Source organism: Nonomuraea sp. NPDC049709 (assembly GCF_040674815.1).
GTDB lineage: Bacteria > Actinomycetota > Actinomycetes > Streptosporangiales > Streptosporangiaceae > Nonomuraea.
Genome location: NZ_JBFANM010000016.1, coordinates 70,140 through 95,564, shown reverse-complemented (window position 1 = coordinate 95,564; position 25,425 = coordinate 70,140). Strand labels below are relative to the sequence as shown.

25 protein-coding genes are annotated in these 25,425 nt (G+C 71.9%); 18 read left to right on the top strand and 7 right to left on the bottom strand.

What is annotated here, in order from left to right:
- Window positions 1–55: 55 nt before the first annotated feature.
- On the bottom strand, window positions 56–433 hold the full coding sequence (locus tag AB0J69_RS18105; RefSeq protein ID WP_364118192.1) for a MerR family transcriptional regulator: 378 nt from the start codon (window positions 431–433) through the stop codon (window positions 56–58).
- A gap of 112 nt (window positions 434–545) precedes the next feature.
- On the opposite strand from AB0J69_RS18105, the gene AB0J69_RS18100 reads away from it, so the two are divergent.
- Complete coding sequence (locus AB0J69_RS18100; protein ID WP_364118191.1) at window positions 546–1,619, top strand: alkene reductase; 1,074 nt, start codon at window positions 546–548, stop codon at window positions 1,617–1,619.
- A 199-nt stretch (window positions 1,620–1,818) separates the two neighbouring features.
- A complete protein-coding gene (locus tag AB0J69_RS18095; RefSeq protein WP_364118370.1) occupies window positions 1,819–2,364 on the top strand; it encodes an ATP-binding cassette domain-containing protein in 546 nt (181 codons plus the stop codon).
- A gap of 29 nt (window positions 2,365–2,393) precedes the next feature.
- Here the strand turns inward: AB0J69_RS18095 and AB0J69_RS18090 are convergent, their stop codons facing one another.
- The 3 genes from AB0J69_RS18090 to AB0J69_RS18080 form a co-directional block, all read right to left on the bottom strand.
- Window positions 2,394–3,176 carry a helix-turn-helix domain-containing protein gene (locus AB0J69_RS18090; RefSeq protein WP_364118189.1) on the bottom strand — a complete coding sequence of 261 codons (783 nt, stop codon included), beginning with the start codon at window positions 3,174–3,176 and terminating at the stop codon, window positions 2,394–2,396.
- A gap of 65 nt (window positions 3,177–3,241) precedes the next feature.
- Window positions 3,242–4,027: an SDR family NAD(P)-dependent oxidoreductase gene (locus AB0J69_RS18085; protein WP_364118188.1), complete on the bottom strand. Its 786-nt coding sequence runs from the start codon at window positions 4,025–4,027 to the stop codon at window positions 3,242–3,244.
- A gap of 32 nt (window positions 4,028–4,059) precedes the next feature.
- Entirely contained in the window at window positions 4,060–4,569 is a 510-nt protein-coding gene (locus AB0J69_RS18080; RefSeq protein WP_364118186.1) for a hypothetical protein, read from the bottom strand.
- A 239-nt stretch (window positions 4,570–4,808) separates the two neighbouring features.
- Here AB0J69_RS18080 and AB0J69_RS18075 point away from each other — a divergent pair, with 239 nt between their 5' ends.
- The 13 genes from AB0J69_RS18075 (at window position 4,809) to AB0J69_RS18015 (ending at window position 19,943) form a co-directional block, all read left to right on the top strand.
- Complete coding sequence (locus tag AB0J69_RS18075; RefSeq protein ID WP_364118184.1) at window positions 4,809–5,831, top strand: ABC transporter permease; 1,023 nt, start codon at window positions 4,809–4,811, stop codon at window positions 5,829–5,831.
- Between the two features lie 81 nt (window positions 5,832–5,912).
- Window positions 5,913–7,034, top strand: coding sequence for a substrate-binding domain-containing protein (locus AB0J69_RS18070; protein WP_364118182.1), 1,122 nt, complete (start codon window positions 5,913–5,915; stop codon window positions 7,032–7,034).
- Between the two features lie 21 nt (window positions 7,035–7,055).
- Window positions 7,056–9,575 carry an ATP-binding cassette domain-containing protein gene (locus AB0J69_RS18065; protein WP_364118180.1) on the top strand — a complete coding sequence of 840 codons (2,520 nt, stop codon included), beginning with the start codon at window positions 7,056–7,058 and terminating at the stop codon, window positions 9,573–9,575.
- Between the two features lie 33 nt (window positions 9,576–9,608).
- Window positions 9,609–10,673 carry a 2,3-butanediol dehydrogenase gene (locus AB0J69_RS18060; protein WP_364118178.1) on the top strand — a complete coding sequence of 355 codons (1,065 nt, stop codon included), beginning with the start codon at window positions 9,609–9,611 and terminating at the stop codon, window positions 10,671–10,673.
- 18 nt (window positions 10,674–10,691) lie between these two features.
- A complete protein-coding gene (locus tag AB0J69_RS18055) occupies window positions 10,692–11,150 on the top strand; it encodes a VOC family protein (protein ID WP_364118176.1) in 459 nt (152 codons plus the stop codon).
- Window positions 11,147–12,229, top strand: a complete 1,083-nt coding sequence (locus tag AB0J69_RS18050; protein WP_364118174.1) for an SDR family oxidoreductase — start codon at window positions 11,147–11,149, stop codon at window positions 12,227–12,229. The genes AB0J69_RS18055 and AB0J69_RS18050 overlap by 4 nt, the downstream gene beginning before the upstream one ends.
- Window positions 12,226–13,206: a zinc-binding dehydrogenase gene (locus AB0J69_RS18045; RefSeq protein ID WP_364118172.1), complete on the top strand. Its 981-nt coding sequence runs from the start codon at window positions 12,226–12,228 to the stop codon at window positions 13,204–13,206. Before AB0J69_RS18050 ends, AB0J69_RS18045 begins: the two co-directional genes overlap by 4 nt.
- A complete protein-coding gene (locus tag AB0J69_RS18040; protein ID WP_364118170.1) occupies window positions 13,203–14,273 on the top strand; it encodes a zinc-binding dehydrogenase in 1,071 nt (356 codons plus the stop codon). Before AB0J69_RS18045 ends, AB0J69_RS18040 begins: the two co-directional genes overlap by 4 nt.
- Window positions 14,270–15,208 (top strand): NAD(P)-dependent oxidoreductase, encoded by a 939-nt coding sequence (locus AB0J69_RS18035; protein ID WP_364118168.1) that lies wholly within the window; start codon window positions 14,270–14,272, stop codon window positions 15,206–15,208. The genes AB0J69_RS18040 and AB0J69_RS18035 overlap by 4 nt, the downstream gene beginning before the upstream one ends.
- Before the next feature lies 1 nt (window position 15,209).
- Complete coding sequence (locus tag AB0J69_RS18030) at window positions 15,210–16,598, top strand: Xaa-Pro peptidase family protein (RefSeq protein WP_364118166.1); 1,389 nt, start codon at window positions 15,210–15,212, stop codon at window positions 16,596–16,598.
- On the top strand, window positions 16,595–17,659 hold the full coding sequence (locus AB0J69_RS18025; protein ID WP_364118165.1) for a thiamine pyrophosphate-dependent dehydrogenase E1 component subunit alpha: 1,065 nt from the start codon (window positions 16,595–16,597) through the stop codon (window positions 17,657–17,659). The genes AB0J69_RS18030 and AB0J69_RS18025 overlap by 4 nt, the downstream gene beginning before the upstream one ends.
- On the top strand, window positions 17,647–18,624 hold the full coding sequence (locus AB0J69_RS18020) for an alpha-ketoacid dehydrogenase subunit beta (protein ID WP_364118163.1): 978 nt from the start codon (window positions 17,647–17,649) through the stop codon (window positions 18,622–18,624). The genes AB0J69_RS18025 and AB0J69_RS18020 overlap by 13 nt, the downstream gene beginning before the upstream one ends.
- Complete coding sequence (locus AB0J69_RS18015) at window positions 18,621–19,943, top strand: 2-oxo acid dehydrogenase subunit E2 (protein ID WP_364118161.1); 1,323 nt, start codon at window positions 18,621–18,623, stop codon at window positions 19,941–19,943. Before AB0J69_RS18020 ends, AB0J69_RS18015 begins: the two co-directional genes overlap by 4 nt.
- A 70-nt stretch (window positions 19,944–20,013) precedes the next feature.
- Here the strand turns inward: AB0J69_RS18015 and AB0J69_RS18010 are convergent, their stop codons facing one another.
- Window positions 20,014–20,406, bottom strand: coding sequence for a hypothetical protein (locus tag AB0J69_RS18010; RefSeq protein ID WP_364118159.1), 393 nt, complete (start codon window positions 20,404–20,406; stop codon window positions 20,014–20,016).
- Between AB0J69_RS18010 and AB0J69_RS18005 the strand changes: the two genes are divergently transcribed.
- Window positions 20,405–20,557, top strand: a complete 153-nt coding sequence (locus tag AB0J69_RS18005) for a hypothetical protein (RefSeq protein WP_364118158.1) — start codon at window positions 20,405–20,407, stop codon at window positions 20,555–20,557. The genes AB0J69_RS18010 and AB0J69_RS18005 overlap by 2 nt on opposite strands.
- An 18-nt stretch (window positions 20,558–20,575) precedes the next feature.
- Here the strand turns inward: AB0J69_RS18005 and AB0J69_RS18000 are convergent, their stop codons facing one another.
- A complete protein-coding gene (locus tag AB0J69_RS18000) occupies window positions 20,576–21,619 on the bottom strand; it encodes an FAD-dependent monooxygenase (RefSeq protein ID WP_364118156.1) in 1,044 nt (347 codons plus the stop codon).
- A gap of 64 nt (window positions 21,620–21,683) precedes the next feature.
- Here AB0J69_RS18000 and AB0J69_RS17995 point away from each other — a divergent pair, with 64 nt between their 5' ends.
- A complete protein-coding gene (locus AB0J69_RS17995; protein WP_364118155.1) occupies window positions 21,684–22,265 on the top strand; it encodes a TetR/AcrR family transcriptional regulator in 582 nt (193 codons plus the stop codon).
- Window positions 22,266–22,493: 228 nt separating this feature from the next.
- Here AB0J69_RS17995 and AB0J69_RS17990 read toward each other — a convergent pair whose 3' ends face one another.
- Window positions 22,494–22,901 carry a hypothetical protein gene (locus AB0J69_RS17990; protein ID WP_364118153.1) on the bottom strand — a complete coding sequence of 136 codons (408 nt, stop codon included), beginning with the start codon at window positions 22,899–22,901 and terminating at the stop codon, window positions 22,494–22,496.
- 206 nt (window positions 22,902–23,107) lie between these two features.
- Between AB0J69_RS17990 and AB0J69_RS17985 the strand changes: the two genes are divergently transcribed.
- Window positions 23,108–25,381, top strand: a complete 2,274-nt coding sequence (locus AB0J69_RS17985) for a hypothetical protein (RefSeq protein ID WP_364118152.1) — start codon at window positions 23,108–23,110, stop codon at window positions 25,379–25,381.
- The last annotated feature ends 44 nt before the right edge of the window (window positions 25,382–25,425 follow it).

Genomic DNA, 25,425 nt, shown 5'->3' with positions numbered 1-25,425 from the left:
GGCTCTCGTGATCGTAGCCGGCGTCATCCCACTCCGGTGAGGTGCGCGGGCCCGGTCAGCCGGCCATCGCCGTCCGCAGGCTCTCCCGGTGCGCGCGATTCGTGGCCATCAGCCCATCGAGTGCGTCCCGCGTGCGGATGAGCTCGGTGATGTGCTGGGAGAGCCGGTCGCGCTCCTGCGCCATCCGCTCCAGCGCGGCGTCGGAGTTCGCCATGCTGGGCGAATCGACGCACGGCAGCAGCTCGGCGATGGTGCGGCTGGACAGACCTGCGGCGTACAGCCGTTGGATGAACGTGACCCGACCGACCTCGTCGTCCGTGTAATGCCGCTGCCCGCTGGAGCTGCGGGTGCTGGCGAGCAGCCCCTGCTCCTCGTAATAGCGCAGGGACCGGACGCTGACCCCGGTCCGGGACGCGAGCTCCCCGATACGCACATCATCCTCCCGGTGTGACCTGCGGCACACATCTTGCCTCTGACATCCATGTGAGGTTCTAGCCTAACCGTCGTGCCCGCGACCTGGGCACCACGGAACGAGGAGTCCTTGCGTGATGAGCCTTTTCCACAGCTACCGGCTCGGTGACCTGACGCTGCCCAACCGCGTGGTGATGGCCCCGATGACGCGGATCCGGGCCGCCGCCGGCGGTCTGGCGACGCCGTCGATGGCGACGTACTACGCCCAGCGAGCGTCGGCCGGCCTGATCGTGACCGAGGGCGTGCAGCCGAGCCTGATCGGACAGTCCAATCCGGGTACGCCGGGGCTGCACACCGATGAGCAGGTCGCCGCGTGGCGCCCGGTGACCGCTGCCGTGCACGTCAACGGCGGCCGGATCTTCGCGCAGCTCATGCACGGCGGGCGGGTCTCGCATCCCGACACCACCGGTGCTCAGCCGGTCGCGCCGTCGGCCGTCCCCGCCGCCGGCAAGGTGTTCACCCCGGCCGGACCCCGGCCCGCGCCGACCCCGCGCGCCCTGGACACGGCCGAGATGCCCGAGCACGTCCAGGCCTACGCCCACGCCGCCCGCCGTGCCGTCGACGCCGGCTTCGACGGCGTCGAACTGCACGGCGCCAACGGGTACCTGATCTCGCAGTTCCTGTCGTCCAACGCCAACCTGCGCACGGACCGCTACGGAGGGTCGGTGGGCAACCGGATCCGGTTCGCCGTCGAGGCGGCGGCCGCGACCGTCGAGGCCGTCGGCGGGCACAGGACCGGCATCCGCCTCTCCCCGGGCGGGACGTTCTGGGGCTTGGAGGAGACCGATGTGCCCGAGCTCTACACCGCCCTGCTGACCGAGCTGGCCCGCCTCGGGGTGGCCTACGTCCATCTGGAAGCCACCACCGACGAGGAGACCCTGGTCGGCCTGCGCCGCGCCTGGCCGGGCACCCTCATCATGAACCCGGTGGCCGGGCTGGGCCCCGAGCAGACCGGACGCGCCGACGCCGACCGCTGGCTCGGGCTGGGGGCCGACCTCATCAGCTTCGGCCGCGCCTTCCTCGCCAACCCCGACCTGGTCGAACGCCTGCGCAGCGGACTCCCGATCGCCCCCGCCGACGAGGCCACGTACTACCAGGGCGGTGACGCGGGTTACCTGACCTATCCGACGTATCAGTACACAGCCTGATACGACGCGCTCCCACTCACCGTCCGGGCCGCCGGTCGCGAGCTCGGCGAGCGGGGCGTCCGCGAACTGGCCGGCCTCCGGACGCTGCGCATCCGCACGACGTGCGGGCTGGCCAACTCGGCCTACGAAGGAGCCAAATGGGCGTTCTACCGGCGGTACGAGCACTACCTCCTGGGACGCGTGATCGACGCGACCCCGGCTGTCGGCCTGCTTCCAGGACCATGCACGGTTCGAGTTCCTGGTCCGCGAAACGGTCGGCATCGGAGATCTCCCGGCGCTCGCGGATCCGTGCCGTCGTGACGCGGCGGTCGAGCGTGCGCTGGACAGCGCCGGGGCCTCCGACCTGCTGCCGGGGCTGGCGTCGGGGCTCGACACCCAGCTGGGCCCCCGCTGGCCGGGCGGGGTCGACCTCTCGGGCGGGCAGTGGCAGAAGCTCTCGCTCGCCCGCGCGATGATGCGTTCCCGCCCGCTGCTGCTGCTCCTCGACGAACCGGCGTCCGCCCTCGACGCCGACGCCGAGCATGACCTGTTCCGCCGCTGGGTCGCGGCCTCCCGGCAGGCCGCGGCACGCGACGGCGGCGTCACCGTGCTCGTCTCCCACCGGCTCTCCACCGTCCGGATGGCTGACCTGGTCGTCGTTCTCGACCAGGGGCGGGTCGCGGAGGTGGGCACGCACGACGACCTCGTCCGTCGCGGCGGCCTCTACGCGGAGATGTACCGTTTGCAGGCGTCGTCGTACCGGTGACCGCCAGATCGCTGGCCTGAACGCCGCCGTCAGTCGTGGTCGTGATGGACGAACCAGATGCCCCGGGCCGGGACGGTGCCCCGGTTGCGGAACAGGTGGGGGACGGTGGAGTTCAGCCCGAGTGACTGACCGGCGTGCAGGGTGAAGGTGTCGAAACCGAACGTCACCTCCAGCTCGCCCTCCAGGAGGTAGCCGTACTCGTACCCGTTGTGGCGCAGCATCCGCTCGTCATTGGTCGAGCTGGCGCCCGGCGGATAGATGATCTCGATGAAGTCCAGCTGGTGCGCGGTGTTGGTGGCCAGCTGTTCCCAGATCACCCCGGTGTCCATGACGAGCCGGGTCCGGTTGCCCGGTGAGGTCACCGACAGCAGGCCCGTGCGCTTGGCGTCGTGCCGGAGCTGCCGCGACGAGCCGACCTCGAACGCCCGAGCCGGGTCCTCGGCCCGGAGCGGGGGCGGGTCCGTCTCGTGCAGCAGCGCCGAGATGTCGGGCGCCGCCGCCTCCGGCTCCCCCTCGTCCAGTTCGAGGTCGGGATCCGGGCCGGTCTCGTCGGCCGGCTCACTTTCGTCCTCGTCGGTTTCGAAGAGGTGGTCGACGGACACCTTGAGCATCTGCGCCATGGAGTACAGCGTCGCCACCGAAGGCTGCGACTTGCCGTTCTCGATCTGGGACAGGAAGGAGGGCGAGACGTTGAGCCGGCGCGCGAGCTCGCGCAGCGACAACCCTGACTTCTTACGTGCCCTCCGCAGCCGGAGGCCGAGGTTGACGGCCGTGGCGTCGTCCGAAGTCTGCGGTGAATGGGGAGAAGTCAAAGGTGCTCCTAGCTCATGGCGACGACGATGGGACAGCCGGCCCGCGAGGGGCCGTCATGCGGGGCTCAGACCAGCACCATGCCCCCGTCAACCATGATGACCTGACCGGTCAGGTAGTCGGAGTCGGCAGAGGCGAGGAACAGCGCCGTGCCGAGGATGTCCTCGGCGGTGGCGACCCGGCCCCGGAGGATGCCGGCGGCGAAGCCGGCCATGGCCTGACCTGGCGCGTCGGCGTCGCCGATGTCCATCAGATCCTGGTCGAGCTTCGTCCAGAGCGGGGTGTCCACCACGCCCGGCGCGAAAGCGTTGCAGGTGATGTCGTGCTCGGCCAGCGCGCGGGCGGCCGCCTGGGTCAGCGCGTTCACGGCGAACTTGCTGGCGCAGTAGGGCGCGAAGGACGGGTAACCCTGCCGACCGGCGATGGAGGAGGTGTTCACGATCTTGCCTTGCCCGTGGGGGATCATCCGGCGTGCGCCCTCCTGGATGCCGATGAGCGTGCCCATCGCGTTGACGTCCATGATGGCGTGCCAGTTGGCCTCGGTCACGTCCATCAGATGCAGCGGCTCGTTGAATCCGGCGTTGTTGAACAGCACGTCCAACCGCCCGGTCTCCGCGACGAAGGCGTCGAAGGCCGCGACCACCTGGTCGCGCCTGCTCACGTCCGCGGCCAGCGGGATCCCTCGCGCTCCCGCCTCGCGCAGCTCGGCGCAGACCGCTTCCGCCGCGTCCCTGCGCAGGTCCAGCACGCCCACGGTGGCCCCTTCCCGGGCCAGCCCCAGGGCGAAGACCCGCCCCATGCCGCTTCCCGCGCCGGTGATGATGATGTTCTTGCCCTCTACTCTTGCGGACATCGGGCTTCCTCCGGTCTCAGGTGTCAGGGTGATCAGTCGCCGAGCGCGTCGCGGACCCACTCGATCTCGCGGCTGACGTAGTCGTCCACGTCGCCGGTCTTGAGGTGCTCCGGCAGCACGTCCCAGGTGTAGGTCTCGATCTCCAGGTGGTCGGACAGGGGTGTACGCCGGTGCAGGTCCAGGGCCGCCTCGATGTTCGACCGGGTGGTCCGGAACCCGCCGATCTCGTCGAGGAAGACGGGCACGTGGAAGTGTGACCGCCCCTTGAAGGAACCGTGCGGGAAGGCGTTGACCGTGTAGACGTACAGGCCCTCCTGGCGGAGAAAGCCGAGGAAACCGGCGCGTTCGGCGGGATCCGCCCGCAGAGCGGTCACCGAGGCGCCGGAGAGCCGCAGCGACACCCCCATCGGTGCCCCGGGGGACACGCGCCGCTTCACCGCCGGCACGTGCGCGGCGACGCTTTCCCGCATCTCGGACCAGGTGTCGCCGGGGTGAACCAGGGTGGAGTAGGTGAGGTGGCCCAAGCGGTCGCTGATCTTCATGAGGATGTTCCCTTCGCCAGGTCAGTCGCCTGAGACCGATGGTCAGTAATAGTGAACGCTTGTGCGCAAGTGCGTCAAGCTTTGAGCTGGAGTGTTCGCTAATTCTGAACAGTGCTGGTGGAGACTCCGCGGAGAGGTCGTCGTGTTAGCCCCTTGTTAACTGTGGCTGCACTATGTACATTCTCACGAAACATGTGGCGGCCATCACTGAGCCGTCCGTAGGACTGTGAGGTGTGAGCATGACCCTCCAGGCATCCGAACGCAGCGTGATCGACCCCGGACCGCGATATCGCCTCTCTCGGGGCATGCTGACGGTCAGCGCTGCTGTGATCCTGCTGTTCGTGGCCAGCGCCGTCGTGGCCCCGACCAGCGTGGATCACAGTGCGTTCCTCGGGATGCTGCCGTTCGCGGCTGTCCTGGCCATCGCCGCCATCGGGCAGACCCTCGTGGTGCAGCAGGGCGGGATCGACCTGTCGGTGCCCGGAGCCGTCTCTCTCGCGGTCGTCGTCACCACCCACCAGTCGGCCGGTGACGACGGCAGGCTCCTCGGCGCCCTGGCCCTCGGGCTGGTCGTCGCCATCGGCTTCGGCGTCGCCAACGGGCTCCTGATCGGCTGGCGGCGGCTCAACCCCATCGTCGCCACCCTGGGGACCAACGCCCTGATGTACGCCGTAGTGCTCGCCATCTCCGGCGGGTCTCCCCGGCGTACCACCCAGCTGCTGCGCGAGGCGGCCGGCGGTGTCACCTTCGGCGTCCCCAACTCCGTCTACATCGGCGTCGTCGTGGTCGCCGTCGCCGCCATGGTCATGAAGACCACTGTCGGCGGCCGGCGGTTCGAGGCCGTCGGCGCCAACCCCGCCGCCGCGGCCGCCACCGGCCTGCCGGTCATGCGGTACCGCGCCGCCGCCTACATCTGGGCGCAGATCCTCTACTGGCTGGCCGGTGTGCTGCTCGCCGGGATCATCGCCCAGCCCACCGCCTTCCAGGGCGACTCGTACCTGCTGCCCTCCGTCGCCGCGGTCGTCCTCGGCGGCACCTCGCTCCTCGGCGGCCGCGGCTTCCTCGTCCCCACCGCCATCGCCGCTGTCTTCCTCAGCCAGCTCGAGCAGTTCGTCCTCGCTCTCGGCGTCTCCTTCGCCATCCGCACGCTCGTCGAGGCCGCCGCCCTCACCGTCGGTGTCGCTCTCTACACGGTCGACTGGGCCGCGCTGCGGCACAGGTTCGCCGGAGCCGCCGGCCGGCGCACGGCCACCACGGCCTAGCCGGGCTCTCGGGGCCCTCCCCGCGCCCGCTCCCCGCCCTGCCGGGCGCCACGGCAAGCCCTCCAGAAAGGGATCACGTCCATGAACCGTCCCACCCGCCGACCCAGACTCACCGCCCCAGCCACCGCTGCGGTCGCCGCCGCGGTCCTGAGCCTCGGCCTCGCCGGATGCGGCGCCTCCGATTCCGGCTCGGCGACGTCGAACACCGCCACCGGGAACGGCAACGCCCCCGCATGGTGCGGGAGCAAGAAGGCCGTCCTCGGCATGACCGACGGCTTCGGCGGCAACAGCTGGCGGCTGATCACCACCGCCTCCGCCAAGGAGGAGGCCGCCAAGTGCCCGAGCATCACCAGCTTCGAGTACGCCGACGGACAGGGCAACACGCAGAAGGCCATCGCCGACGTCCAGGGCATGGTAGCCAAGGGAGTCAACGCCCTCGTCGTCTTCCCCGACGCCGGCGAGGCCATGCTGCCGGCGCTGCGCAGCGCCTACAAGGCCGGCGTCGTCACCGTGCCGTACCGCGTCGCCCCGGGCGGCAAGCCCGGAGTGGACTACGACGTCTTCGTGGACACGAAGTTCGCCGCCGACGGCCGCAACTGGGGTGAGTGGATCAAGAAGATCCTCCCGGACGGCGGGAACATCCTCTTCCTCAGCGGTCCGCCCGGCAACAGCCAGGGCCGGGACGAGGCCGAGGGGCTGCGCTCGGTGCTCGGTTCCGACAGCAGGTACACGTTCATCGGCGAGCAGCCGTTCGAGGTCACCAACTGGGACCCCGCCGAGACGCAGAAGGTGCTGACCTCGGCGATCTCGCAGAACGCGCGGATCGACGTCATCGTCTCCGACTTCGGCCCGTCCCTGGTGGGCGCGCTCCCGGTGTTCGAGCAGAGCGGACGGTCGATCCCGGCCATCGCCGCATCCGACGGCAACGTCCTGTCCTGCTTCTGGGAGGACCACAAGGCCAAGAACCCCGACTTCAAGCTCTTCACGGTCTCGACGCAGAACGACCACTCGCGGCTGGCCGTCCAGCACGCCGTCGCCAGGGCCACCGGCGGTCAGGTGCCCGCCTCCTCGACCTTCCCGTCGCTGGTGTTCGAGGACTCCACCGCCGAGGACAAGCCGGTCCAGTGCGAGCGCGACCTGCCCGACGACGTCTACCTCTCCGCGGAGATGTCGGGCGCGGACCAGGCGAAGGTCCTCAAGTAACACACCCCCAAGGACGATGTGATGATCAACCAGCCTCATGAGATGGCGCTGACGGCGGCACCGCCGACGATGGCGCTCCAGGGCATCTCCAAGTCCTACGCCGCGGTCGCCGCGCTGACCGACGTTTCCCTCGAGGTCCTGCCCGGCGAGGTGCACGCGCTGCTCGGCGAGAACGGCGCCGGCAAGTCCACCCTCATGGGTGTCGCCTCGGGCACGGTCGTCCCGGACCGGGGCACGATCACGGTCCTCGGCGAGACGGTCGACGAGCTCACCCCCGGCCGCGCGACCGAGCTCGGCATCGCGATCGTGCACCAGCACCCCGCGGTGCTGCCCGACATGACGGTCGCGGAGAACATCGCCGTGGCGGTGCCGGGCCGTTTCCTCGCCGGCGACCGCCACGCCGCGATGCGGAGCATCCTCGACCGGGTCGGATGCACGGCGCATCCGCAGGATCGGGTCGGCGGTCTCAGCATCGCCCAGAAGCACCTGCTGGAACTGGCCAAGGCGATGGCCGTGGAGCCGAGGCTGCTCATCCTCGACGAGCCCACGGCCCCTCTCGGCCACGACTCCGTCGGGCTGCTGTTCGACCTGGTGCGCTCCGCCGCCCGGGCGGGCACCGCCGTGGTCTACATCACCCACCGGCTGGCCGAGGTCCGGGAGCTGGCCGACCGGGTCACCGTGCTGCGCGACGGGCACCACAGCGGCACCGCCGTCGTCGGCGACGTCACCGACGACGGACTGCTGGCCATGATCGTCGGCCGGCAGCTGGAGTACACCTTCCCCGGCAAACGGCTCGCGCCCGATGACGAGCCGCCGGTGCTCGCGGTCGACGGGGTGTCCGGGGAACGGTTCTCCGGCGTCTCCTTCACCGCCCGGCGCGGTGAGATCATCGGCGTGGCCGGCGTCCTGGGCAACGGCCAGAGCGAGCTGCTCCGGGCTCTGGCCGGCCTCGCCGGGCACAGCGGGAGCATCACCATCGACGGCAGGCGGATCAGCCGCCGGCAGCTGCACCGCTCCTCGGCGTACATGCCCGCCGACCGGCACCACGAAGGCCTGATGATGTCCATGTCGGTGCGGGAGAACGCCGCGCTGACAGCGCTCGACCGGCTCGGCCCGGCCCGGTTCGTCAACCGCCGCCGTGAGGTCGAGGTCGTCGGCGCCGAGCTCGCCGGGCTCGACGTGCGGACCGCCACCCTCGAGACGCCCGTCACCAGCCTCTCCGGCGGTAACCAGCAGAAGGTCGTCATGGCCCGGTCGCTGCTCGGCCGGCCGGACATCCTGCTCGCCGACGAGCCCACGCAGGGTGTCGACGTCGGGGCCCGCGCGGAGATCTACCGCATCCTGCGCGAGGTCTCCGGCAACGGGGTTCCGGTGGTCGTCGCCTCCTCCGACGCCAAGGAGCTCGAAGGGCTGTGCGACCGGGTCGTCGTCCTGTCCCGCGGCCACGTCGTGGCCGAGCTGGCCGGGGACGAGGTCACCGAGGAACGGATGATCCGGGCGGCGATCGAGTCGACCGCCCACACGCGCGCCGAAGGGCAGCGGACCGCGAAGCGCCGGCTCAGCCCGGTGTGGCAGCGGCGGCTCGAAGGCGACTACGCCCCGGTTCTCATCCTGGCCGTGGTGATGCTCGGGCTGGGCGCGTACATCTACTCGCAGAACGACCGCTACCTGCTGCCCTTCAACGTCACCTCGGTGATGCTCCTGGTCAGCGCCCTCGGCTTCATCGCGCTCGGCCAGACGGTGGCGCTGATGACCGGGGGCATCGACCTGTCCGTCGGCCCGCTGGCCGGATTCCTGGTGGTGGTCGGGTCCTTCTTCCTCACCGACGGGCAGTCCGGGCAGGCGCTGGTGCTCGGCCTGGTGCTGATGGCCGCGCTCGCGGCCCTGTGCGGGCTGGTCAACGGATCCTTGATCAGGTTCGGCAGGTTCACCCCGGTGGCCGCGACCCTGGCGACCTACATCGCGCTGCAGGGGTTCAGCTTCCTGCTGCGCGACAGCCCCGGCGGGCTGATCAGCCACACCGTGACCGACGTGATCACCCTGCAGGTCGGCCCGATCCCCGTCGCGTTCGTCCTGCTGGTCGTTCTCGCCTTCGGCATGGAGTTCGTGCTCCGCGCCACCCGATGGGGGCGCGACATCCGGGCCGTCGGTTCCGACGAGGAGTCCGCCCGCCGGCTCGGCGTGCGCTCCACCCGTACGATCATCACCGGCTACGTCGTGGTCTCCCTCTTCGTCTTCCTGGGAGCACTCATCCTGCTGGCCCAGCTCGGCATCGGCGACCCGGCGCAGGGCGTCGGCTACACCCTCAACAGCGTGGCCGCCGTCGTGCTCGGCGGCACCAGCCTGCTGGGCGGCCGCGGCACCTTCGTCGGCACCCTCCTGGGGACCGGCCTCATCGTCCAGCTCCTCAACGCCACCACGTTCCTCGGCCTCTCCCAGACCTGGCAGTACCTCTTCCAGGGGGCCCTGATCGTGGTCGCCGCCCTTGTCTACAGCCAGGCGCGCGGCACCAGCCGCACGGCCGACGGCGCCCTTCGCTGACCTGGCGGGACGCCGCCGATGAAAGGACACAACATGCGAGCAGCGCGCTACTACGGACAACGCGACATCCGCGTGGAGCAGGTCGCCGAGCCGCAGATCCGCGAGCCCGACGACGTGCTCGTCGAGGTCGCCTACTGCGGCATCTGCGGGACCGACCTGCACGAGTACGCCGTGGGGCCGATCGTCACGCCCACCACGCCACACCCGCTGACCGGTGTCACGCTGCCGCAGACCCTGGGGCACGAGTTCTCGGCCCGGGTGACCGCCACGGGCGCCGCGGTCCGCGACGTCGCCGCCGGCGACCGGGTCTCGATCATGCCGGCCATCGTGTGCGGGCGCTGCCGCTACTGCCGCCGCGGTCAGGGGCACCTGTGCGTGCGGTTCGCCTGCACCGGCCTCAGCGCCGAGACGGGCGGGCTCGCCGAGTACGCCGTGGTCAAGGAGTACCAGGTCGCCAAGCTCCCCGACGAGGTCTCCGACGTCGAGGGCGCGGTCATCGAACCCGCCGCGGTCGCCGCCTACGGTGTCGAGCGGGCGGGCGTCACCGGCGGCGACATCGTGCTGGTCACCGGCGCCGGGCCGATTGGCATTCTGTCGGCGATGTACGCCCACGCCGTCGGAGCGGCCACGGTGATCATCTCCGAGCCGAACCGGAACCGCTCGGCGCTGGCCGCCGCGCTCGGCATCGGCCCCGTGGCGGACCCGACCACGGGAGAGCTCGACGAGCTCGTCGGGCAGCTCACCGGCGGCGACGGCGTGGACCTGGCCGTCGAGTGCTCCGGCAGCACCCCCGGCCTGGCCTCCTGCGTACGGCAGACCCGCAAGGGCGCCTCCATCGTCCAGACCGGGCTGCACACCCGGCCCGCCACCCTCGACGCGATGGCGCTGTCGGAGAAGGACCTCACCCTCTACGGCAGCTGGTGCTGGCGGATGACCGACTGGCCGCGGATCATCCGCATGGTCGCCTCCGGCGCCTACCCGGTCGGCAAGGCCGTCACCGCCCGCATCCCCCTCGGCGACGTCGTCACCAAGGGCTTCGACACGCTGATAGACCCGCAGGGTGACCAGCTCAAGGTCCTGGTCCGATCGGCCGCCTGACCCAAGAAAGGCAGTTGTATGAGTTCATTCGGTGACATGCACCACGTCGGCATCACCGTGCGCGACCTGGAGGCATCACTGGCCTGGTACGAGCGGATCTTCGGGGTACGACGCGAGTTCGTCGCCCACGGGTCAGGCCCCGGGCTGTCGAAGGCGCTGGGCGTGCCCGGCGCCGATCTGCGGTTCGCCTTCCTGCGCTTCGGCACCTGCGTGATCGAGCTGCTGTGCTACGACAACGACCGCGAGGAGACGTACACGCGGTCGAACGCCGACGTCGGCAGCGTCCACGTGTGCATCGACGTGCCCGACCTGCAAGCCGCCTACCAGGACCTGCTCGGCAAGGGCGTGGAGTTCCTGGCCCCGCCGCTGCGCATCGACGACGGCCCGCTCGAAGGCTGCTCGTTCGCCTACTTCAAGGACCCTGACGGCATCACCCTCGAGCTGTTCGAGACCCCCGCCGGGGAGGCGCACCCGTGAGCGGGCGCAGGGCGCTGGTCATCGGCGCCACCGGGCTGACCGGCCGCAACACCGCCGAGCAGCTGGTCCGGTCCGGTTGGGCGGTGACCGGAGTGTCGCGCGGGAAGGCGATGGAGATCGAGGGAGTGCGGCACATGAGCGCCGACATCCTCGATGCGGACTCGGTGGCGCGCCTGGCCCAGGAGGTACGCGCGACCCACCTCTTCTACTGCACCTGGTCGCGGCAGGCCACCGAGGCCGAGAACATCGTGGTGAACGGGGCGATGCTGGGCAACGTCCTCGACGCCGCCGGCCGCGCGGGGACACTCGAGCACGTCTGCCTGGTCACCGGTCTCAAGCACTACCTCGGCCCCTTCGAGGCCTACGCCCGCAACCCGGCCGAGCCGCCGTTCCGCGAAAGCCAGCCGCGCCTGGAGTACGAGAACTTCTACTACACGCAGGAGGACCTCCTCTGGGAGGCCGCCGACCGGTTCTGCTTCGGCTGGACGGTGCACCGCCCGCACACCGTGATCGGATACACCCTCGGCAATGCCATGAACATGGGCGTCACCCTCGCCGTCTACGGCACGATCGCCCGCGAGACGGGCATCCCGTTCACCTTCCCGGGCTCTCCCGAACAGTACGACGGCACCACCGACATCACCGACGCCCGGCTCCTGGCCGAGCACCTGGCCTGGGCCGCGACCGCCCCCGAGGCGCGCGACGAGGCGTTCAACGTCACCAACGGCGACACCTTCCACTGGCGCGACATGTGGAAGACCGTGGCCGCGGGCCTCGGCGTCGAGGCCGCCCCCTACCCGGGGCACGCGACGCCCCTCGACGGCCGGATGGGCGACGCCGCCGCGGTCTGGCGGCGGATCGCCGGGCGGGAGCGGCTCGCCGAGCCCGGCATCGAGCGCCTGGTGTCGTGGTGGCACACCGACAGCGACCTCGGCCGGACGGTCGAGACCCACGCCGACATGGCCAAGAGCCGTGCGGCCGGCTTCACCAGGACCCAGGACAGCGGCCGGTCGTTCCTCGACCTTTTCGACCGGCTGCGCACCGAACGCATCATCCCCTCGGAGGTGGGGCCATCATGAAGGCCGTCCAGTTCCAGGGCGTCGGCGAGCTGACGCTGGCCGACGTCGACGTACCGAAGATCGGCGACGACGAGGTCCTGGTCGCCCTGCGGTCGGTCGGGATCTGTCACTCCGACTTCGAGCTGCTGGAGGGGCGCTACATCATCCCCTTCCAGTACCCGATCATCCCCGGCCACGAGTGGGCCGGGGAGGTCGCCGAGGTCGGCCGGGGCGTGACCGGGTTCGAGCCCGGCGACCGGGTGCTCGGGGAGTGCGTGATCGGGGCGGAGCACTTCGGGTTCTCCATCTCCGGAGCCGCCGCCGAGTACTTCGTCGCCCGTCCCGAGTGGCTGCACCGGGTTCCCGACGAGCTCACCGACAGCCAGGCGGCCCTCGTGGAGCCCTTCAGCTGCGCGTACTTCGCCGCCATGCGGGCCGGCAACGTCAACGCCGCCGACACCGCCGTCGTCTTCGGCGCCGGGCCCATCGGCCTGAGCTGCGTCGCCGTCGCCGCCACGCTCGGCGCCCGCGTCATCGCCGCCGAGCCCGACCCCGCCCGCGGCGAGCTGGCCAGGCGGCTCGGCGCAGAGGAGGTGCTCGACCCCACCTCGGACGGCTTCGTCGACCAGGTCATGGAGCTGACCGGCGGTCAGGGCGCCGGCGTCGTCATGGAGGCGTCCGGCCACACCTCCGCCATGGCGGCCACGCTCGAGGTCGCCGGCTTCAACGCCCGCGTCGTCAACATCGGCATCGACGTCGGCCGCAGCGCCACGGCCAGGCTCGGGCTCATCCAGTCCAAGCAGCTCCAGATCCGCGGCACCATCGGGTCGCCCGGCGTCTGGCAGGACACCCTGCGCTTCCTCGCCCGGTCCGGCCTCGACCTGACACCGATGATCACCGCCCGGTTCCCCCTTGCGCGGGCACCGGAGGCGTACGCCTCCGCCCGCCGTACCGACCGGAACGTCAAGGTGCACATCGAGAACGGCGCGCGCGCATGAAGGCCGCGGTACTGCACGCCGCCGGGGACCTCCGCATCGAGGAGCGCCCCGACGCGCCCGCCCCCGGCCCGGGGGAGGTACGCCTGCGGGTCACCCGCGCCGGGCTCTGCGGCACAGACGCCGGCGAGTACGCCGCCGGCCCGATGATGACCCCCCTGAAGACCCGCCATCCGAACTCCGGCGTCCTCGGGCCGGTCGTGCTCGGCCACGAGTTCATCGGCGTGGTGGAGAGCACCGGGCCCGGCGGCGGACGGTTCGGCACCGGTGACCGGGTGGCCGCCGGCGCCGGCGTCTGGTGCGGTCGCTGCGACTGGTGCGAGCGCGGCCAGACCAACCTCTGCCGGTCCTACTGGACCTACGGCCTGTCCGCCGACGGCGGGCTCACCCAGCTCATCACGGTGCCCGAGGCGATGCTGCACCCCGTCGCGCCGCACGTCTCCGACGACAACGCCGTGCTGGCCCAGCCCCTCGCGGTCGGGCTGCACGCCGTGGACCGCAGCCGGGTCCGGCCCGGCGACGTCGTGGTCGTCCACGGCGCCGGCGCCATCGGATCCTTCGTCATCGCCGGACTCAGGGCCGCCGGCGCCGGCGCGATCGTCGCCGTGGACATCGACGACGGCAGGCTGGAGACCGCCGGCGAGCTCGGCGCGAGCGTGACCGTCAACGCGAACGCGGCCGACCCGCTGGAGGCGGTGCGCGACCTCACCGGCTCGGCGCCGGCGGACGTCACCATCGAGGCGAGCGGCGTGCCCGACGGCCTGTCGCGGGTGCAGCGCCTCACCCGGCGCGGCGGCACGATCCTGCTCGTCGGGCTGCCCAAGGCGCAGGTCTCGTTCACGGCCACCGACCTCATCCTCCGGGAGATCGACGTCATGACCACCGTCGCCCACGTGTGCGACCGGAACCTCCCGGCCGCCCTGGACCTGCTCGCCCGGCACGACCTCGCCCCGCTCCTCGTCGAGCGAGTCGTCCCGCTCGACCGCATCGTCGAGGACGCCCTCGTCCCGATGACCGGCGGATCCGCCCGGGGCAAGATCCTCGTCGACACCCAGGCGGGGCTGTCATGAACGACCGGCAGCTCCGGGTCGCCTTCTGCGGCACCGGCCGCATGGGCGCCGAGATGGTCGCCGCCCTCGCCGGGAGCGGCTTCCCGGTCACCGTCTGGAACAGGACGGCGGAGCGCGCCCGCACCGTCGCCGGACGCACCGGCGCCGAGGCGGCGCCCACGCCCGCGATGGCCGCCAAGGACGCCGACGTCGTGTTCACCATGCTGACCGACGGCGAGGCGGTCATCAGCACGCTCGCCGGCCCGGACGGCATCCTCGCCGGCGCCGGCGCGGGCACGATCGTCGTGGACTGCTCCACCATCGGCGCGGGCGCGGCAGCCGAGGCCGCCGGCCTGTGCGCCGCGGCGGGCGCGCGCTTCCTCGACTGCCCGGTGAGCGGCAGCACCGCCGTCGCCCGCGAGGGCAGGCTCGGCCTGATGGCCGGCGGCGACCCGGCCGTGATCAACGAGGTACGACCGGCGCTGGAAGCGCTCGGCACCGTGGTGCACGTCGGACCCGCCGGGGCCGGCGCCGCGGCCAAGGTCGCGGTCAACGCGCTGCTGCACACCTTCAGCACCGCGCTGGCCGAGTGCCTGGTCACCGCCCGCCGGGCCGGCGTCTCCGCCGACGCCCTGTTCGACGTGCTCGCGGCCGGCGTGCTCTGGAACCGCTTCCTCGGCTACAAGAGGCCCGCGTTCACCGACCCGGCCGGCACCGGCGTCGCCTTCGACCTCGCGACCGCCACCAAGGACCTGCGCCTCGCGGTGGCCGCCGGAGGCGACACGGACCCGGCGAGATCCGTCGTCCGGCGCGTCCTGGAGCTCCATCAGCACGCCCTGGACGACGGCTTCGGCGACCGGGACATGGCCGCGATGGCGGCCTGGTTCCAAGCCGCGGCCGACCCCTCCGCAGCGGCCGGGGACGCCGTTCCCGGCCGCGAACCCGAAAGGATCTGACGTGGGAATCCACACCTACGGCACGAACGCCGTCGACTGGGAACAGCGGCTGGACCTCGACCGGCTGCGCACCGAGCGGCTCGCCCGCCTGCGCGCCGAGCTCGACCGCTCGTCACTGGGCGCGGTGCTCGCGTTCGACTTCCCCAACATCCGCTACATGACCGCCACCCACATCGGCACCTGGGCCAACGACAAGCTGATCCGGTTCGCCCTGCTGGTCCGCGGCGCCGAACCGATCATCTGGGACTTCGGCTCGGCGGCCCGGCACCACCAGCTGTACAACCCGTGGCTCGGCCACGCCGCCCTGGAAACGCCCGACGACGTGCACGGCCCGCACCACGGCGCTCGACACGGGGCGGCCGAGCAGCCGGGCGGCGCCCGGGCCGGCATCTCCACCCTGCGCGGCGCCTTCCACCCGCAGGCCGGCATCGCCGAGGAGGTGGCCCGCAAGATCAAGACCGAGCTGGACAGGCACGGGCTGCTGAACGAGCCGCTCGGCGTCGACGTCATCGAGCTGCCCGTCCTCACGGCGCTGCAGCAGGCCGGCATCCAGGTCGTGGACGGCCAGCAGGTCTTCCTGGAAGCGCGCCGGGTCAAGACCAAGGACGAGATCGGGCTGCTCACCCAGGCCGCCTCGATGGTCGACGCGGCGTACGACCAGCTTTACGAGTTCCTCCGGCCGGGAGTCCGGGAGAACGAGACCGTCGGCCTGGTCAGCAAGGTGCTCTACGACATGGGATCGGAGTTCGTCGAGGGCGTCAACGCCATCAGCGGGGAACGGTGCGCCCCGCACCCGCACGTCTACTCCGACCGGATCATCCGGCCCGGGGACCCCGCGTTCTTCGACATCCTGCACAGCTACCTGGGCTACCGCACCTGCTACTACCGCACCTTCGCGGTCGGCAGCGCCTCGCGCGCCCAGGGCGACGCGTACAAGATCTGCCGCGAGTACATCGACCAGGCGATCGCCCTGGTCAAGCCCGGCGCCACCACCGCCGACATCGTCTCGGTGTGGCCCGCCGCGCGGGAGTTCGGCTTCGCCGGCGAGGAGGCCGCGTTCGGCCTGCAGTACGGCCACGGCGTCGGGCTGTCCATCTGGGAGAAGCCGATCTTCAGCCGGCTCGTCTCGCTCGACCACCCCGAGACCCTGGAGGAGGGCATGGTCTTCGCCCTGGAGACCTACTGGCCCGCCAAGGACGGCTGGTCGGCGGCCCGCATCGAGGAGGAGATCGTCGTGACCGCCGACGGCTGCGAGGTGATCACGAAGTTCCCCGCCGAGGACCTGCTCGTCGCCGGCCGGCGCTACTACACCACCGGCGGCATGCTGCCCACGGTCCGCGAGTCGCAGTCACACCTGAACACCGCGACCTTCCCGGGAGCCCCGGCATGACGCTGCCCCTCGAACGGCACCCGTACGGCGAGCACGACCTCGTGCTCCCGCCGAAGAGCCAGACCACCCACGACGCCGCGGACATCGACCGCGACACCCGGCTGCTGATGTACCGGCGGCTGCACGAGATCCGCCAGTTCGAGAAGCGCGCCTACGACATGTTCATGCAGAACCTGGTCAAGGGCACCACCCACCTCTCCCTGGGCATGGAGGCCGTGGCCGCCGGGTTCGGCGCCGCGATGCGCGAGGACGACTACACCTTCGCGACCTACCGCGGCCACGCGCACACCCTGGCCCGCGGCGTGCCGATGGAGGGCATCCTGGCCGAGCTGCTGGGCCGCGCCAACGGGCTGCTCGGCGGCAAGGGCGGATCCATGCACCTCACCAGCGTCGAGCACGGGATGATGGGCTCCTACGCGATCATCGGCGCGCATCTGACGATCGCCAACGGCGCGGCCTGGTCCGCGCAGTACCGCGGCAGCGGCCAGGTCGCGGTCTGCTTCTTCGGCGACGGGACCACCAACATCGGCGCCTTCCACGAGGCGCTCAACTACGCGGCGGTCTTCGCGCTGCCGGTCGTGTTCGTCTGCGAGAACAACCTGTACATGGAGTACACCGCGATCTCCGACATCACCGCCGTGCCGCGGCCGGCCGCCGACCGCGCCGGCGCCTACGGGCTCGAACCGGTGGTCGTGGACGGCAACGACGCCGACGCCTGCTACCTCGCCGCCCGCGACGCGCTGGAGCAGGCCCGCTCCGGTCGCGGACCGGTCCTGATCGAGGCGCTGACCTACCGGCACGGTGGCCATTCCAGGGCCGACCCGGGCAAGTACAAGCCGCCGGGGGAGCTGGAGGCGTGGCTGGCCCACGACCCGCTGAAGCTCTACCGGGGGCGGCTCGAACGGATCGGCGTCCCGTACGCGGCCTTGGACGAGATCGAGCACCAGGTCGGCCAGGCCGTGGACGCGGCGACCGAGGCGGCCAAGGGCGGGCCGCTGCCGGATCAGGCGGTGGCGTACACCGACGTGTGGGCGGACGGAGGACACTCATGGCGCAACTGACGTACCGCGAGGCGGTGGCCCGCGGCATCGCGCAGGAGATGAGCCGGGACGAGCGGGTCGTCCTCATCGGGGAGGACATCGCCGGCGCCGGCGGGGTGTTCAAGACGACGGTCGGGCTGCTTGAGCAGTTCGGGCCGCGCCGGGTCATCGACACCCCGATCTCCGAGCAGGCCATCCTGGGCGCGGCCATGGGCGCCGCGATGACCGGCCTGCGACCGATCGCGGAGATCATGTTCTCCGACTTCTTCGCGGTCTGCTGGGACATCGTCGTGAACCAGATGGCCAAGACCCGCTACATGACCAACGGGCAGGTCACGATCCCCCTGGTGGTGAAGAGCGGCAACGGCGGCGGGCTCCGGTTCGGCGCCCAGCACTCCCAGTCGATCGAGAACTGGGCCATGGCGGTGCCGGGGCTCAAGGTCGTCACGCCGTCCTGCCCCGAGGACGTCGTCGGCCTGATGGCCGCCGCGGTGCGCAGCGACGACCCGGTGCTGTTCTTCGAGCACAAGGGGCTCTACGCCAGCAGGGGAGAGGTCCCCGACGGGCCCGTCGAGGACGTGCTCGGCAAGGCCAGGATCCGCCGCGGCGGCGACCACGCCACCGTCGCGGCGCTGGGCATGATGGTGCCCCGGGCCCTGGAGGCCGCCGAACGGCTCGCCGCCGGGGGGATCCGCTGCGAGGTCATCGACGTGCGCTCGCTCATCCCGCTCGACGCCCGGACCATCCTGGAATCCGTCGGCCGCACCGGCCGCCTGTTCACCGTCGAGGAGAACCCGCGGGCCCTGGGCTGGGGCGCCGAGCTCGCCTCCATCGTCGGCGACGAGGCGTTCTGGGACCTCGACGGGCCCATCGTGCGGATCACCACGCCGCACGTCCCGCTGCCCTCCGCCGACTCCCTGGAGGACCTCGTCATCCCGTCGGTGGACCGGATCGTCGCCGAGGTCGAGAGGGCGATGCAGGCGTGAGCGACATCGAGATCACCATGCCGCAACTCGGCGAGACGGTCGCCGAGGGCACCGTGACCCGGTGGCTGGTCGAGGTGGGCGCGCCGGTCACCGCGAACGAACCGCTCCTGGAGGTGTCCACCGACAAGGTCGACACCGAGGTGGACGCCCCGGCCGGCGGCGTACTGCGGCGGATCCTGGTGCCCGAGGGCCGGACCGTGCCCGTGGGCACGATCATCGCCCTGGTCGGCGGCACCGCCGCCACCCGGCACCAGGACAGTCCCCGGGTACGCAGGCTCGCCCGCGAGCACGGCGTCGATCTCACGCAGGTGACGCGATCGGGACCGCACGGCCGGGCCACCGTCGCCGACGTACGTGCGGCCGCCCGTACGTCAGTCCGACCGGCAGTCCGACCGGCAGTCCAGCCCGCAGCACCACCGGAAGTCCGGCCGGAAGCCCGGGCGGCACAGTCGCAGGCCGGCGCCGCCATCCCGCGCCCGGCTCCGGTCGCCATCCCGAACCCGGCCCCCGCCGCCATCTCGCACCAGGCCCCCGCCGCGCCCCGTCCGGTGGCCGCCCACCCGGCCGGGTCCGGCACCCGCGGCCGGGTCGAGGGCCTCTCCCGGCGCCGCAGGCTCATCGCCGACCGCATGCACCGCTCGCTCCAGGAGTCCGCGCAGCTCACCACGGTGATCGAGGTGGACCTCAGCCACGTCGTCAAGATCCGCGAGGCGGCGAAGGACACGTTCCGCAGCCGGTACGGCGTCGCGCTGTCGGTGCTCCCGTTCGTGGCCGAGGCAGCCGTGCGAGCCCTCGCCGGCCACCCGGTGATCAACGCGGAGCTGGACCTGGCCGCCGGGACGGTCACCTACCCCGCCGGGGTCGGCCTCGGAATCGCGGTGGACACCGACGAAGGGCTGGTCGTCCCGGTCATCCGCGACGCCGGCGACCTCACCGTGGGGGCGCTCGCCCGGCACATCGCTCACCTCGCGGCCCGAGCCCGGGACGGTTCGGCGACCGCCGACGACTTCGCGGGCGGGACGTTCACGATCACCAACACCGGCAGCAGGGGAGCGCTGTTCGACACACCCATCCTCAACGCCCCCCAGTCGGCCGTCCTCGGGCTCGGCGCCGTCACCCGCCGGCCGGTCGCACTGCGCGGCCCCGACGGCGACGACCTCATCGCGGTCCACCCGATGGCGTACCTGTCGCTGACCTACGACCACCGCCTGGTGGACGGCGCGGACGCCGCCCGCTACCTCACGTCCGTGAAGGGACGACTCGAGGCTCCGGACCACACATGGCCGCACAGCCTGGGCATCGCGGAGATCGCGAGTTGAGATCCTGGCCCAGGGCCACGAGGCGAACCGCTCAGGGCGGCGCATCGGGATGCCGCTGCACACGGTCGCATCAGTACGACCGGGGGAGCGGTACCCCGGCAGGAGCGCCTTCCTGGGTGGCCGCCCACGAGGCGAGCAGGGCCAGGGCCTGGGCGGTGGGCGAGCCCGGTTCGGCGGTGAAGACGGTCATGCTGAGCCCGGGCTCGCCTCGCAGGTCCATGCTCTCGTAGGCGAGCGCGAGATCGCCGGCCACGTGGTGGCGGAAGTGCTTGACGCCGCCCGCGTGGGTGCGGACGTCGTGGGAGAACCAGCGCCGCCGGAAGTCGTCGCTGCGCGTGGACAGATCGCCGACCAGCTTGTGCAGGGCCTTGTGAGTGACTTCCCCCGGCCGGAGGGCGGGGATCCTCTTGGAGGCATGAACTCGCCTTCCGCCCGCGCCCCCGCCCCGGGGCGGGCACGGCATGGGTCACCGTGCCGGTGGCCGTCCTGCTGGCCGGCTGCTCGGTCAGTCCGTCCCCCCGCCCGGCCTGGTCCGGCTCGGCTCCGTCGACAGCGGGCTGGACGACCTCGCCTCCGCCGGGAACCGGTTCACCGTCCGGATCGACCGGGCTTGACGCGCCACGCCGGTGGACCTAGACGGGAAGGAGCCGCATCAGGGCGTTGCGCGGCGCCGCGAGGCGGCCGGCCCCGGCCAGGCGGGTCATCCACCGGGACGCGGCGACCATCCGCCGGGCCACCGGACGCCGCCGGGCGTCATACGAGCACAGCGCCCGCGCGACGTCGCCCGGATGCGCGCGCAGGCAGGCGGCGAGTTCGACCGCGTCGAGCAGCGCCTGGCAGGCGCCCTGCCCCAGCGCGGGCGTCATCGCATGGGCGGCGTCCCCGACCAGCGCGACGTTGCCGGTGACGTAGGACGCCAGGGACGGCGACAGGTCGTGGACCTCGTGCCGCAGCACGGCGTCCTCGTCGGCCGCGGCGAGCACGGTCGGGATGGGGTCGTGCCAGCCGGCGAAGCGGGCGCGCAGATCGTCGAGGGTTTCGCGCGTTCCCTCGGGGGTCCGTACGGGCGCGTACCAGTTGGTCACGCCCGGCGCCTGCGGTGTCATCCCGAACATCTGCCCGCGACCCCAGCTCTCGCCGTAGTCCGGTGGCTCGAAGCCCTCGATCACGCCTCGCCAGGCGACGATCCCCGTGTACCGGGGCCGGGTCGCGGCGTCGAAGAACGCCTGGCGCACCGCGCTGCGCACCCCGTCGGCGCCGACCACCAGGTCGTAGTCGGCGCGCAGCGCGGCAGGGTCGGTGATCTCCACGCCCGTGCTGATCGTCGCCGGGTCCGCCTCCTGCACCAGCATCTCGATCAGCGAGACCCGCGACAGCATGCGGACGGGTGCTCCGCCGCGCCGTTCGATGCGGTCCAGCGGGAGGTCGGCCAGGCGTCTGCCGTCGGGCGTGCGGATCTGCGCGCGCCGGTAGGGGACGGTGCGCTCGCGCAGCCGCTCGCCCAGCCCCAGACCGGCCAGGCCGGCCTGGGCGTCCGGGCGGATGCCGAGCGCGGTGCCCTCGGCGACGATTCGCGGCCACCGTTCGAAGATCGATACTTCCCAGCCGATGGCGCGCAGCGCGATCGCGGTCGTCAGCCCGCCGACTCCGGCGCCGACGATGACAGCTCTTCTCATCTTCATCACCACATATGTGGTACCACGGATGTGGTGGTTCTGTCGAGCGGGACAATGGGGAGCCATGGCGGAGAACAGGGATCGACGCGGCCTGCTGTGCGACGCGGCCATCGAGGTGCTGGCGGGCGAGGGCGGCAGGGGCCTCACTCACCGTGCGGTGGACCGGGCCGCCGGCTTGCCGGAGGGCACGGCCAAGAACTACTTCCCGACCCGCGACCGCCTCCTCCAGGCCACCGCCGAGCGGTGCGTCGACCGCTACTGGAGCGAGCTGCAGCAGGCCGAGATCCACACCGTCGGCCAGTTGCTCGCGCTGCTGCGCCAGATGATCGACCGGGCGCTGACGGTCAACCGGTCCCGGGTCCTGGCCTACCTCGAGCTGCACGCCGAAGCGGCCAGGAACGCCGAGGTGCGCCAGACCCTGGCCCGGCTCACTCGCGCCGACCTCGACCTGCACCTGAGCGCCCAGCAGGCCGCCGGCCTGCCGGCCACCCGCCAGAGCGCCGCCGTGGTCACCCTCGCCGTCAACAGCGCGCTGACCTACCTGCTCACCCAGCCGCCCGACGTGCTGGCCGCCTACGGGCTCGACGATCTCGACGCCTTCCTGGACCGCCTCATCGCCTCGGCCTGCCCACCCCGGCCGAGTTGATCCGGCGACCACCACCGCCGCCCCCGCCGTTCGCGCGAAACCCCCGATCCGCGGTCCAGCAGGCTGGTCACAGCACCCGCCCAGTCCGCCGATCCGCAGTCCCGCGGGCTGGTCACAGCACCCGCTCAGCCCCCACCCCCGTCTGATCCTGTCGGTCGACTGCTGCCGGGTCCGGCTTCGGACTTCGGATCGTCAGACGGGTCGGCGGCCTCCACGGGCAGTTCTCCGCTACTGTCCCGGGCGCAGGATGGTCTTCCACGCCGAGCACTCGCCCGTGGGCCGCCTGGCCGTGCCACGGCAGACCTGGACCCGGACCTGCCGCGTGTTGCGGTAGTCCTTGCTGAACGTGCCCGCGCCCGGCACGCAGTTGAAGAAGCCGTGCTCGCGCCAGCGCCCGTTGCGCGAGTCCTGCGAGCGCAGCACCGCCCACGCGCAGCCCTTGCCGCGCGTGTCCTCCAGCTTGCCGTCCACGACGTGGCCGAACTGGTGGATGGCGACCTCGCCCCAGGCGGAGGCCATGCCGTCGGCGGAGTGCACGGCCCGCCACTTCCATATCGCCGGGGTGGCGGCGGCCGGGGCGGTGAGCGTCAGCGAGACAGCGGCTGCGGCGGTGGTCAGGACGACGAGCGAACGCATGAGAGAACTCCACGGTGCGGTGACGAACGAACCCTCCCAGGAATAGGGCGCCGCGCTTGTGATCGGCTTGGAAGCCGCTGCGTCACCCCGGCGAGGGCGCCCTTGCCGGGGTGTTCGCGGCCGGGCATGTTGATCAACTTCCTGGCGGATCGCTAGGGTTGGGGTCTTTGTTCGAATCCTGTTCGCTCGTTCCCGAGGATGTTCCGGTGCGCCGCTACCGTTTCGGCACCATCGCCGCGTTCGTCGCCGCCGTCTACGTGGCCGCGGTCGTCGTGGCCGGCGTGCTCGCGCCGGCCACCGGGGATCCGACGCTGCTGCGCGCGATCGTCCCCGGGGCATGGAGTGCGGAATTCGTGCCCTACACCTGGTGGGTGGAGCTCCTCATGGTGGCGGGCGGGATCCTGCAGGGATGGGGCTTCTGGCAGGTGCTGCGGGGGCGGCCGGTCGGCGCGGCGGCCGTCAACGACAGGCCGGTCCGGCTGCTGCGGGTGGCCCTGTATCTCAGCGTCGCCTGCACGCTGCTGTACCAGCTGCCGATCCCGTACGAATGGTGGTTCGACCTGCCCCTCGAGCTGCTCGCCCTCGTCGTCGTCTGGCTGTTCTTCGTGGTTCTCGCCGGCGCGTTGCCACGGTGGCTGCGGGTGCTTGCACTCGTGGCGGGCCTGGTGGACACCGTCACGGGAATGGCCACCATCGTCCTGTACGGCCTCGAGCAGTGGTCCGTCGTGCCGTACGTCTCTCCGTACCAGCTAGGCAACGTCGTCCACCTGCTGTGGCTGGTGCCGGTCCTGGCCGGGCAAGCCAGGGACGGGCGCTGGACCCGGGGGACCGTGCGGATGGGCATGGTCTCGGCGGCGCCGGCCCTGCTGTCGTCCAGCGGGCATTCCATCATCACGTTCGGCGGTTGGGGCGTCGACCACGACGTGGTGCTCCTCATGGTCCTGGGCGTCCTAACCGTCTTCGGGACGGTGTGGCAGGCCCGCTCCGCCCACGACCTGGGCGGGCCGCTGCCCGTACCGTCCCCGCCGCCGGCCCGGGTCGCGCCCGCGCGACCGTGGCCCGTCGCCGCCGTGGCCGTGGTGCCCCCGCTGATCCCCGCGGCCGTCAACCTCGCCGGTGGGATGCCCCTGTGGACCGGCCCCAGGGGTCTGGTCAACGACCTCTTCCACGGGAACATGGGCTACCCGGCGACTGTGCTCTGGGTCGCCGTGGACGTGCTCGTCGGGGTCGGCGCTCCGGCCGTGCTGATCCTGGTCGCGGTCGTACGCAGGACTCGGCGGCTGCTGCGGGTGACGATGTCGGCCCTGATCGTCACCGCCGCGGTGGGCGTCGTCAGCGCGATCACCACGGGGCGCGAGGCGGACCGGCAGCACGTACCCGAGATGGCCGAGCAGCGGTCGGCCCTGTACCCGAGCGGGCTGCTCGACCGGAACGGGAACGGCGAGTTCCTCTTCGGCATCTCGCCGTTGTGGTACAGCGCAGCTCTGGCCGCCTCCGCCCTCGTCCTGCTCCTCCTGTATGGCGCCCCGCCCGCCGCCCGCCTGCGGCACCACGTCCTCGTGACGGCACTGGCCACCTCCGTGGCCCTGTGCTTCCTGCCGGCCGCCGACCAGTCACGCGGCCCGGTCACCGCGGCCGAGGACTGCTCGCCGCCCGAGCCCTGGGAGACCGACGGCGAGGCGGTGACACCGGAGCCGCTCACCGGCTCGCGCGCCTTCATCTGCGCGGTACGCCGGCAGAAGGCGCTCACGTTCGCCGCCACCACCCCCGACCAGGTGCTGCTCGGCCACGGCCGCCGCCTGTGCGGCGCCTACACCCGCAACGACCCGCGCGAACTGGCCCGCCTGCGGGAGAGAGAAGGGGTGAGCGTCGGTGAGCTGAGCGGGGTGCTCGCCGGGATCTGCCCGGCCGCGAACGCGGACATCACCGCGGCGGAGACCGCCGATGAGCGCGAGTTCGAGGAGTGGGAGGCCGAGCAGCGGCGCATGTGCGACGCCGCCCCGCGCCACCGCCCCCTCATCCGGCCCGCCAGGGCGATCCGCGTCAAGGAGCCGGAGCGGCCCGAGTCGGGCCTGGTGCTGTACGACGACTCCGCCGTCGAGGGCGGGAGCACGAGCGCCGGTCCGGTCGACGTCGCCCCCGGCCACGTGGCGGTGGATACGCATGCCGACGTCCCCTTGTGCGTCACGCTGGAGACCTACACGCGCCGCCCACCGGTCGAGACCAAGGGCTGGGACCACGTCGTCGAGGTCGGCTTCGACAGCCGGAGCGGCGAGATGGAGTTCATGGACGGTCTGAGCGGCACCACGCTGCCCGACCTGTCACTCAACGGCCGCAAGGGGCACTACCGCCTCCGTGTGCACCTGGCCTGGTTCCCGTGGAAGGGTGCCGAGTACGGGGCCGAGCGGCTGCTGATCATGGCGTACCCGGGACCGGGAGACAAGGCCGTCGTCCACCGCGAGCCTGCCAAGAACCGCTGACCTCCGCCCTCACCGACCAGGCGCCGGCCGTCTTCGCCGCGGAC

What these genes read in the sequence shown, in the direction of transcription:
- AB0J69_RS17990 (WP_364118153.1), bottom strand. Translation starts at nt 22,901, where the DNA reads ATGCGTTCGCTCGTCGTCCTGACCACCGCCGCAGCCGCTGTCTCGCTG.
- AB0J69_RS17995 (WP_364118155.1), top strand. Translation starts at nt 21,684, where the DNA reads ATGGCGGAGAACAGGGATCGACGCGGCCTGCTGTGCGACGCGGCCATC.
- AB0J69_RS18080 (WP_364118186.1), bottom strand. Translation starts at nt 4,569, where the DNA reads ATGAAGATCAGCGACCGCTTGGGCCACCTCACCTACTCCACCCTGGTT.
- AB0J69_RS18010 (WP_364118159.1), bottom strand. Translation starts at nt 20,406, where the DNA reads ATGCCGTGCCCGCCCCGGGGCGGGGGCGCGGGCGGAAGGCGAGTTCAT.
- AB0J69_RS18085 (WP_364118188.1), bottom strand. Translation starts at nt 4,027, where the DNA reads ATGTCCGCAAGAGTAGAGGGCAAGAACATCATCATCACCGGCGCGGGA.
- AB0J69_RS18000 (WP_364118156.1), bottom strand. Translation starts at nt 21,619, where the DNA reads ATGAGAAGAGCTGTCATCGTCGGCGCCGGAGTCGGCGGGCTGACGACC.
- AB0J69_RS18045 (WP_364118172.1), top strand. Translation starts at nt 12,226, where the DNA reads ATGAAGGCCGTCCAGTTCCAGGGCGTCGGCGAGCTGACGCTGGCCGAC.
- AB0J69_RS18005 (WP_364118158.1), top strand. Translation starts at nt 20,405, where the DNA reads ATGGGTCACCGTGCCGGTGGCCGTCCTGCTGGCCGGCTGCTCGGTCAG.
- AB0J69_RS18075 (WP_364118184.1), top strand. Translation starts at nt 4,809, where the DNA reads ATGACCCTCCAGGCATCCGAACGCAGCGTGATCGACCCCGGACCGCGA.
- AB0J69_RS18025 (WP_364118165.1), top strand. Translation starts at nt 16,595, where the DNA reads ATGACGCTGCCCCTCGAACGGCACCCGTACGGCGAGCACGACCTCGTG.
- AB0J69_RS18040 (WP_364118170.1), top strand. Translation starts at nt 13,203, where the DNA reads ATGAAGGCCGCGGTACTGCACGCCGCCGGGGACCTCCGCATCGAGGAG.
- AB0J69_RS18065 (WP_364118180.1), top strand. Translation starts at nt 7,056, where the DNA reads ATGATCAACCAGCCTCATGAGATGGCGCTGACGGCGGCACCGCCGACG.
- AB0J69_RS18055 (WP_364118176.1), top strand. Translation starts at nt 10,692, where the DNA reads ATGAGTTCATTCGGTGACATGCACCACGTCGGCATCACCGTGCGCGAC.
- AB0J69_RS18070 (WP_364118182.1), top strand. Translation starts at nt 5,913, where the DNA reads ATGAACCGTCCCACCCGCCGACCCAGACTCACCGCCCCAGCCACCGCT.
- AB0J69_RS18020 (WP_364118163.1), top strand. Translation starts at nt 17,647, where the DNA reads ATGGCGCAACTGACGTACCGCGAGGCGGTGGCCCGCGGCATCGCGCAG.
- AB0J69_RS18060 (WP_364118178.1), top strand. Translation starts at nt 9,609, where the DNA reads ATGCGAGCAGCGCGCTACTACGGACAACGCGACATCCGCGTGGAGCAG.
- AB0J69_RS18035 (WP_364118168.1), top strand. Translation starts at nt 14,270, where the DNA reads ATGAACGACCGGCAGCTCCGGGTCGCCTTCTGCGGCACCGGCCGCATG.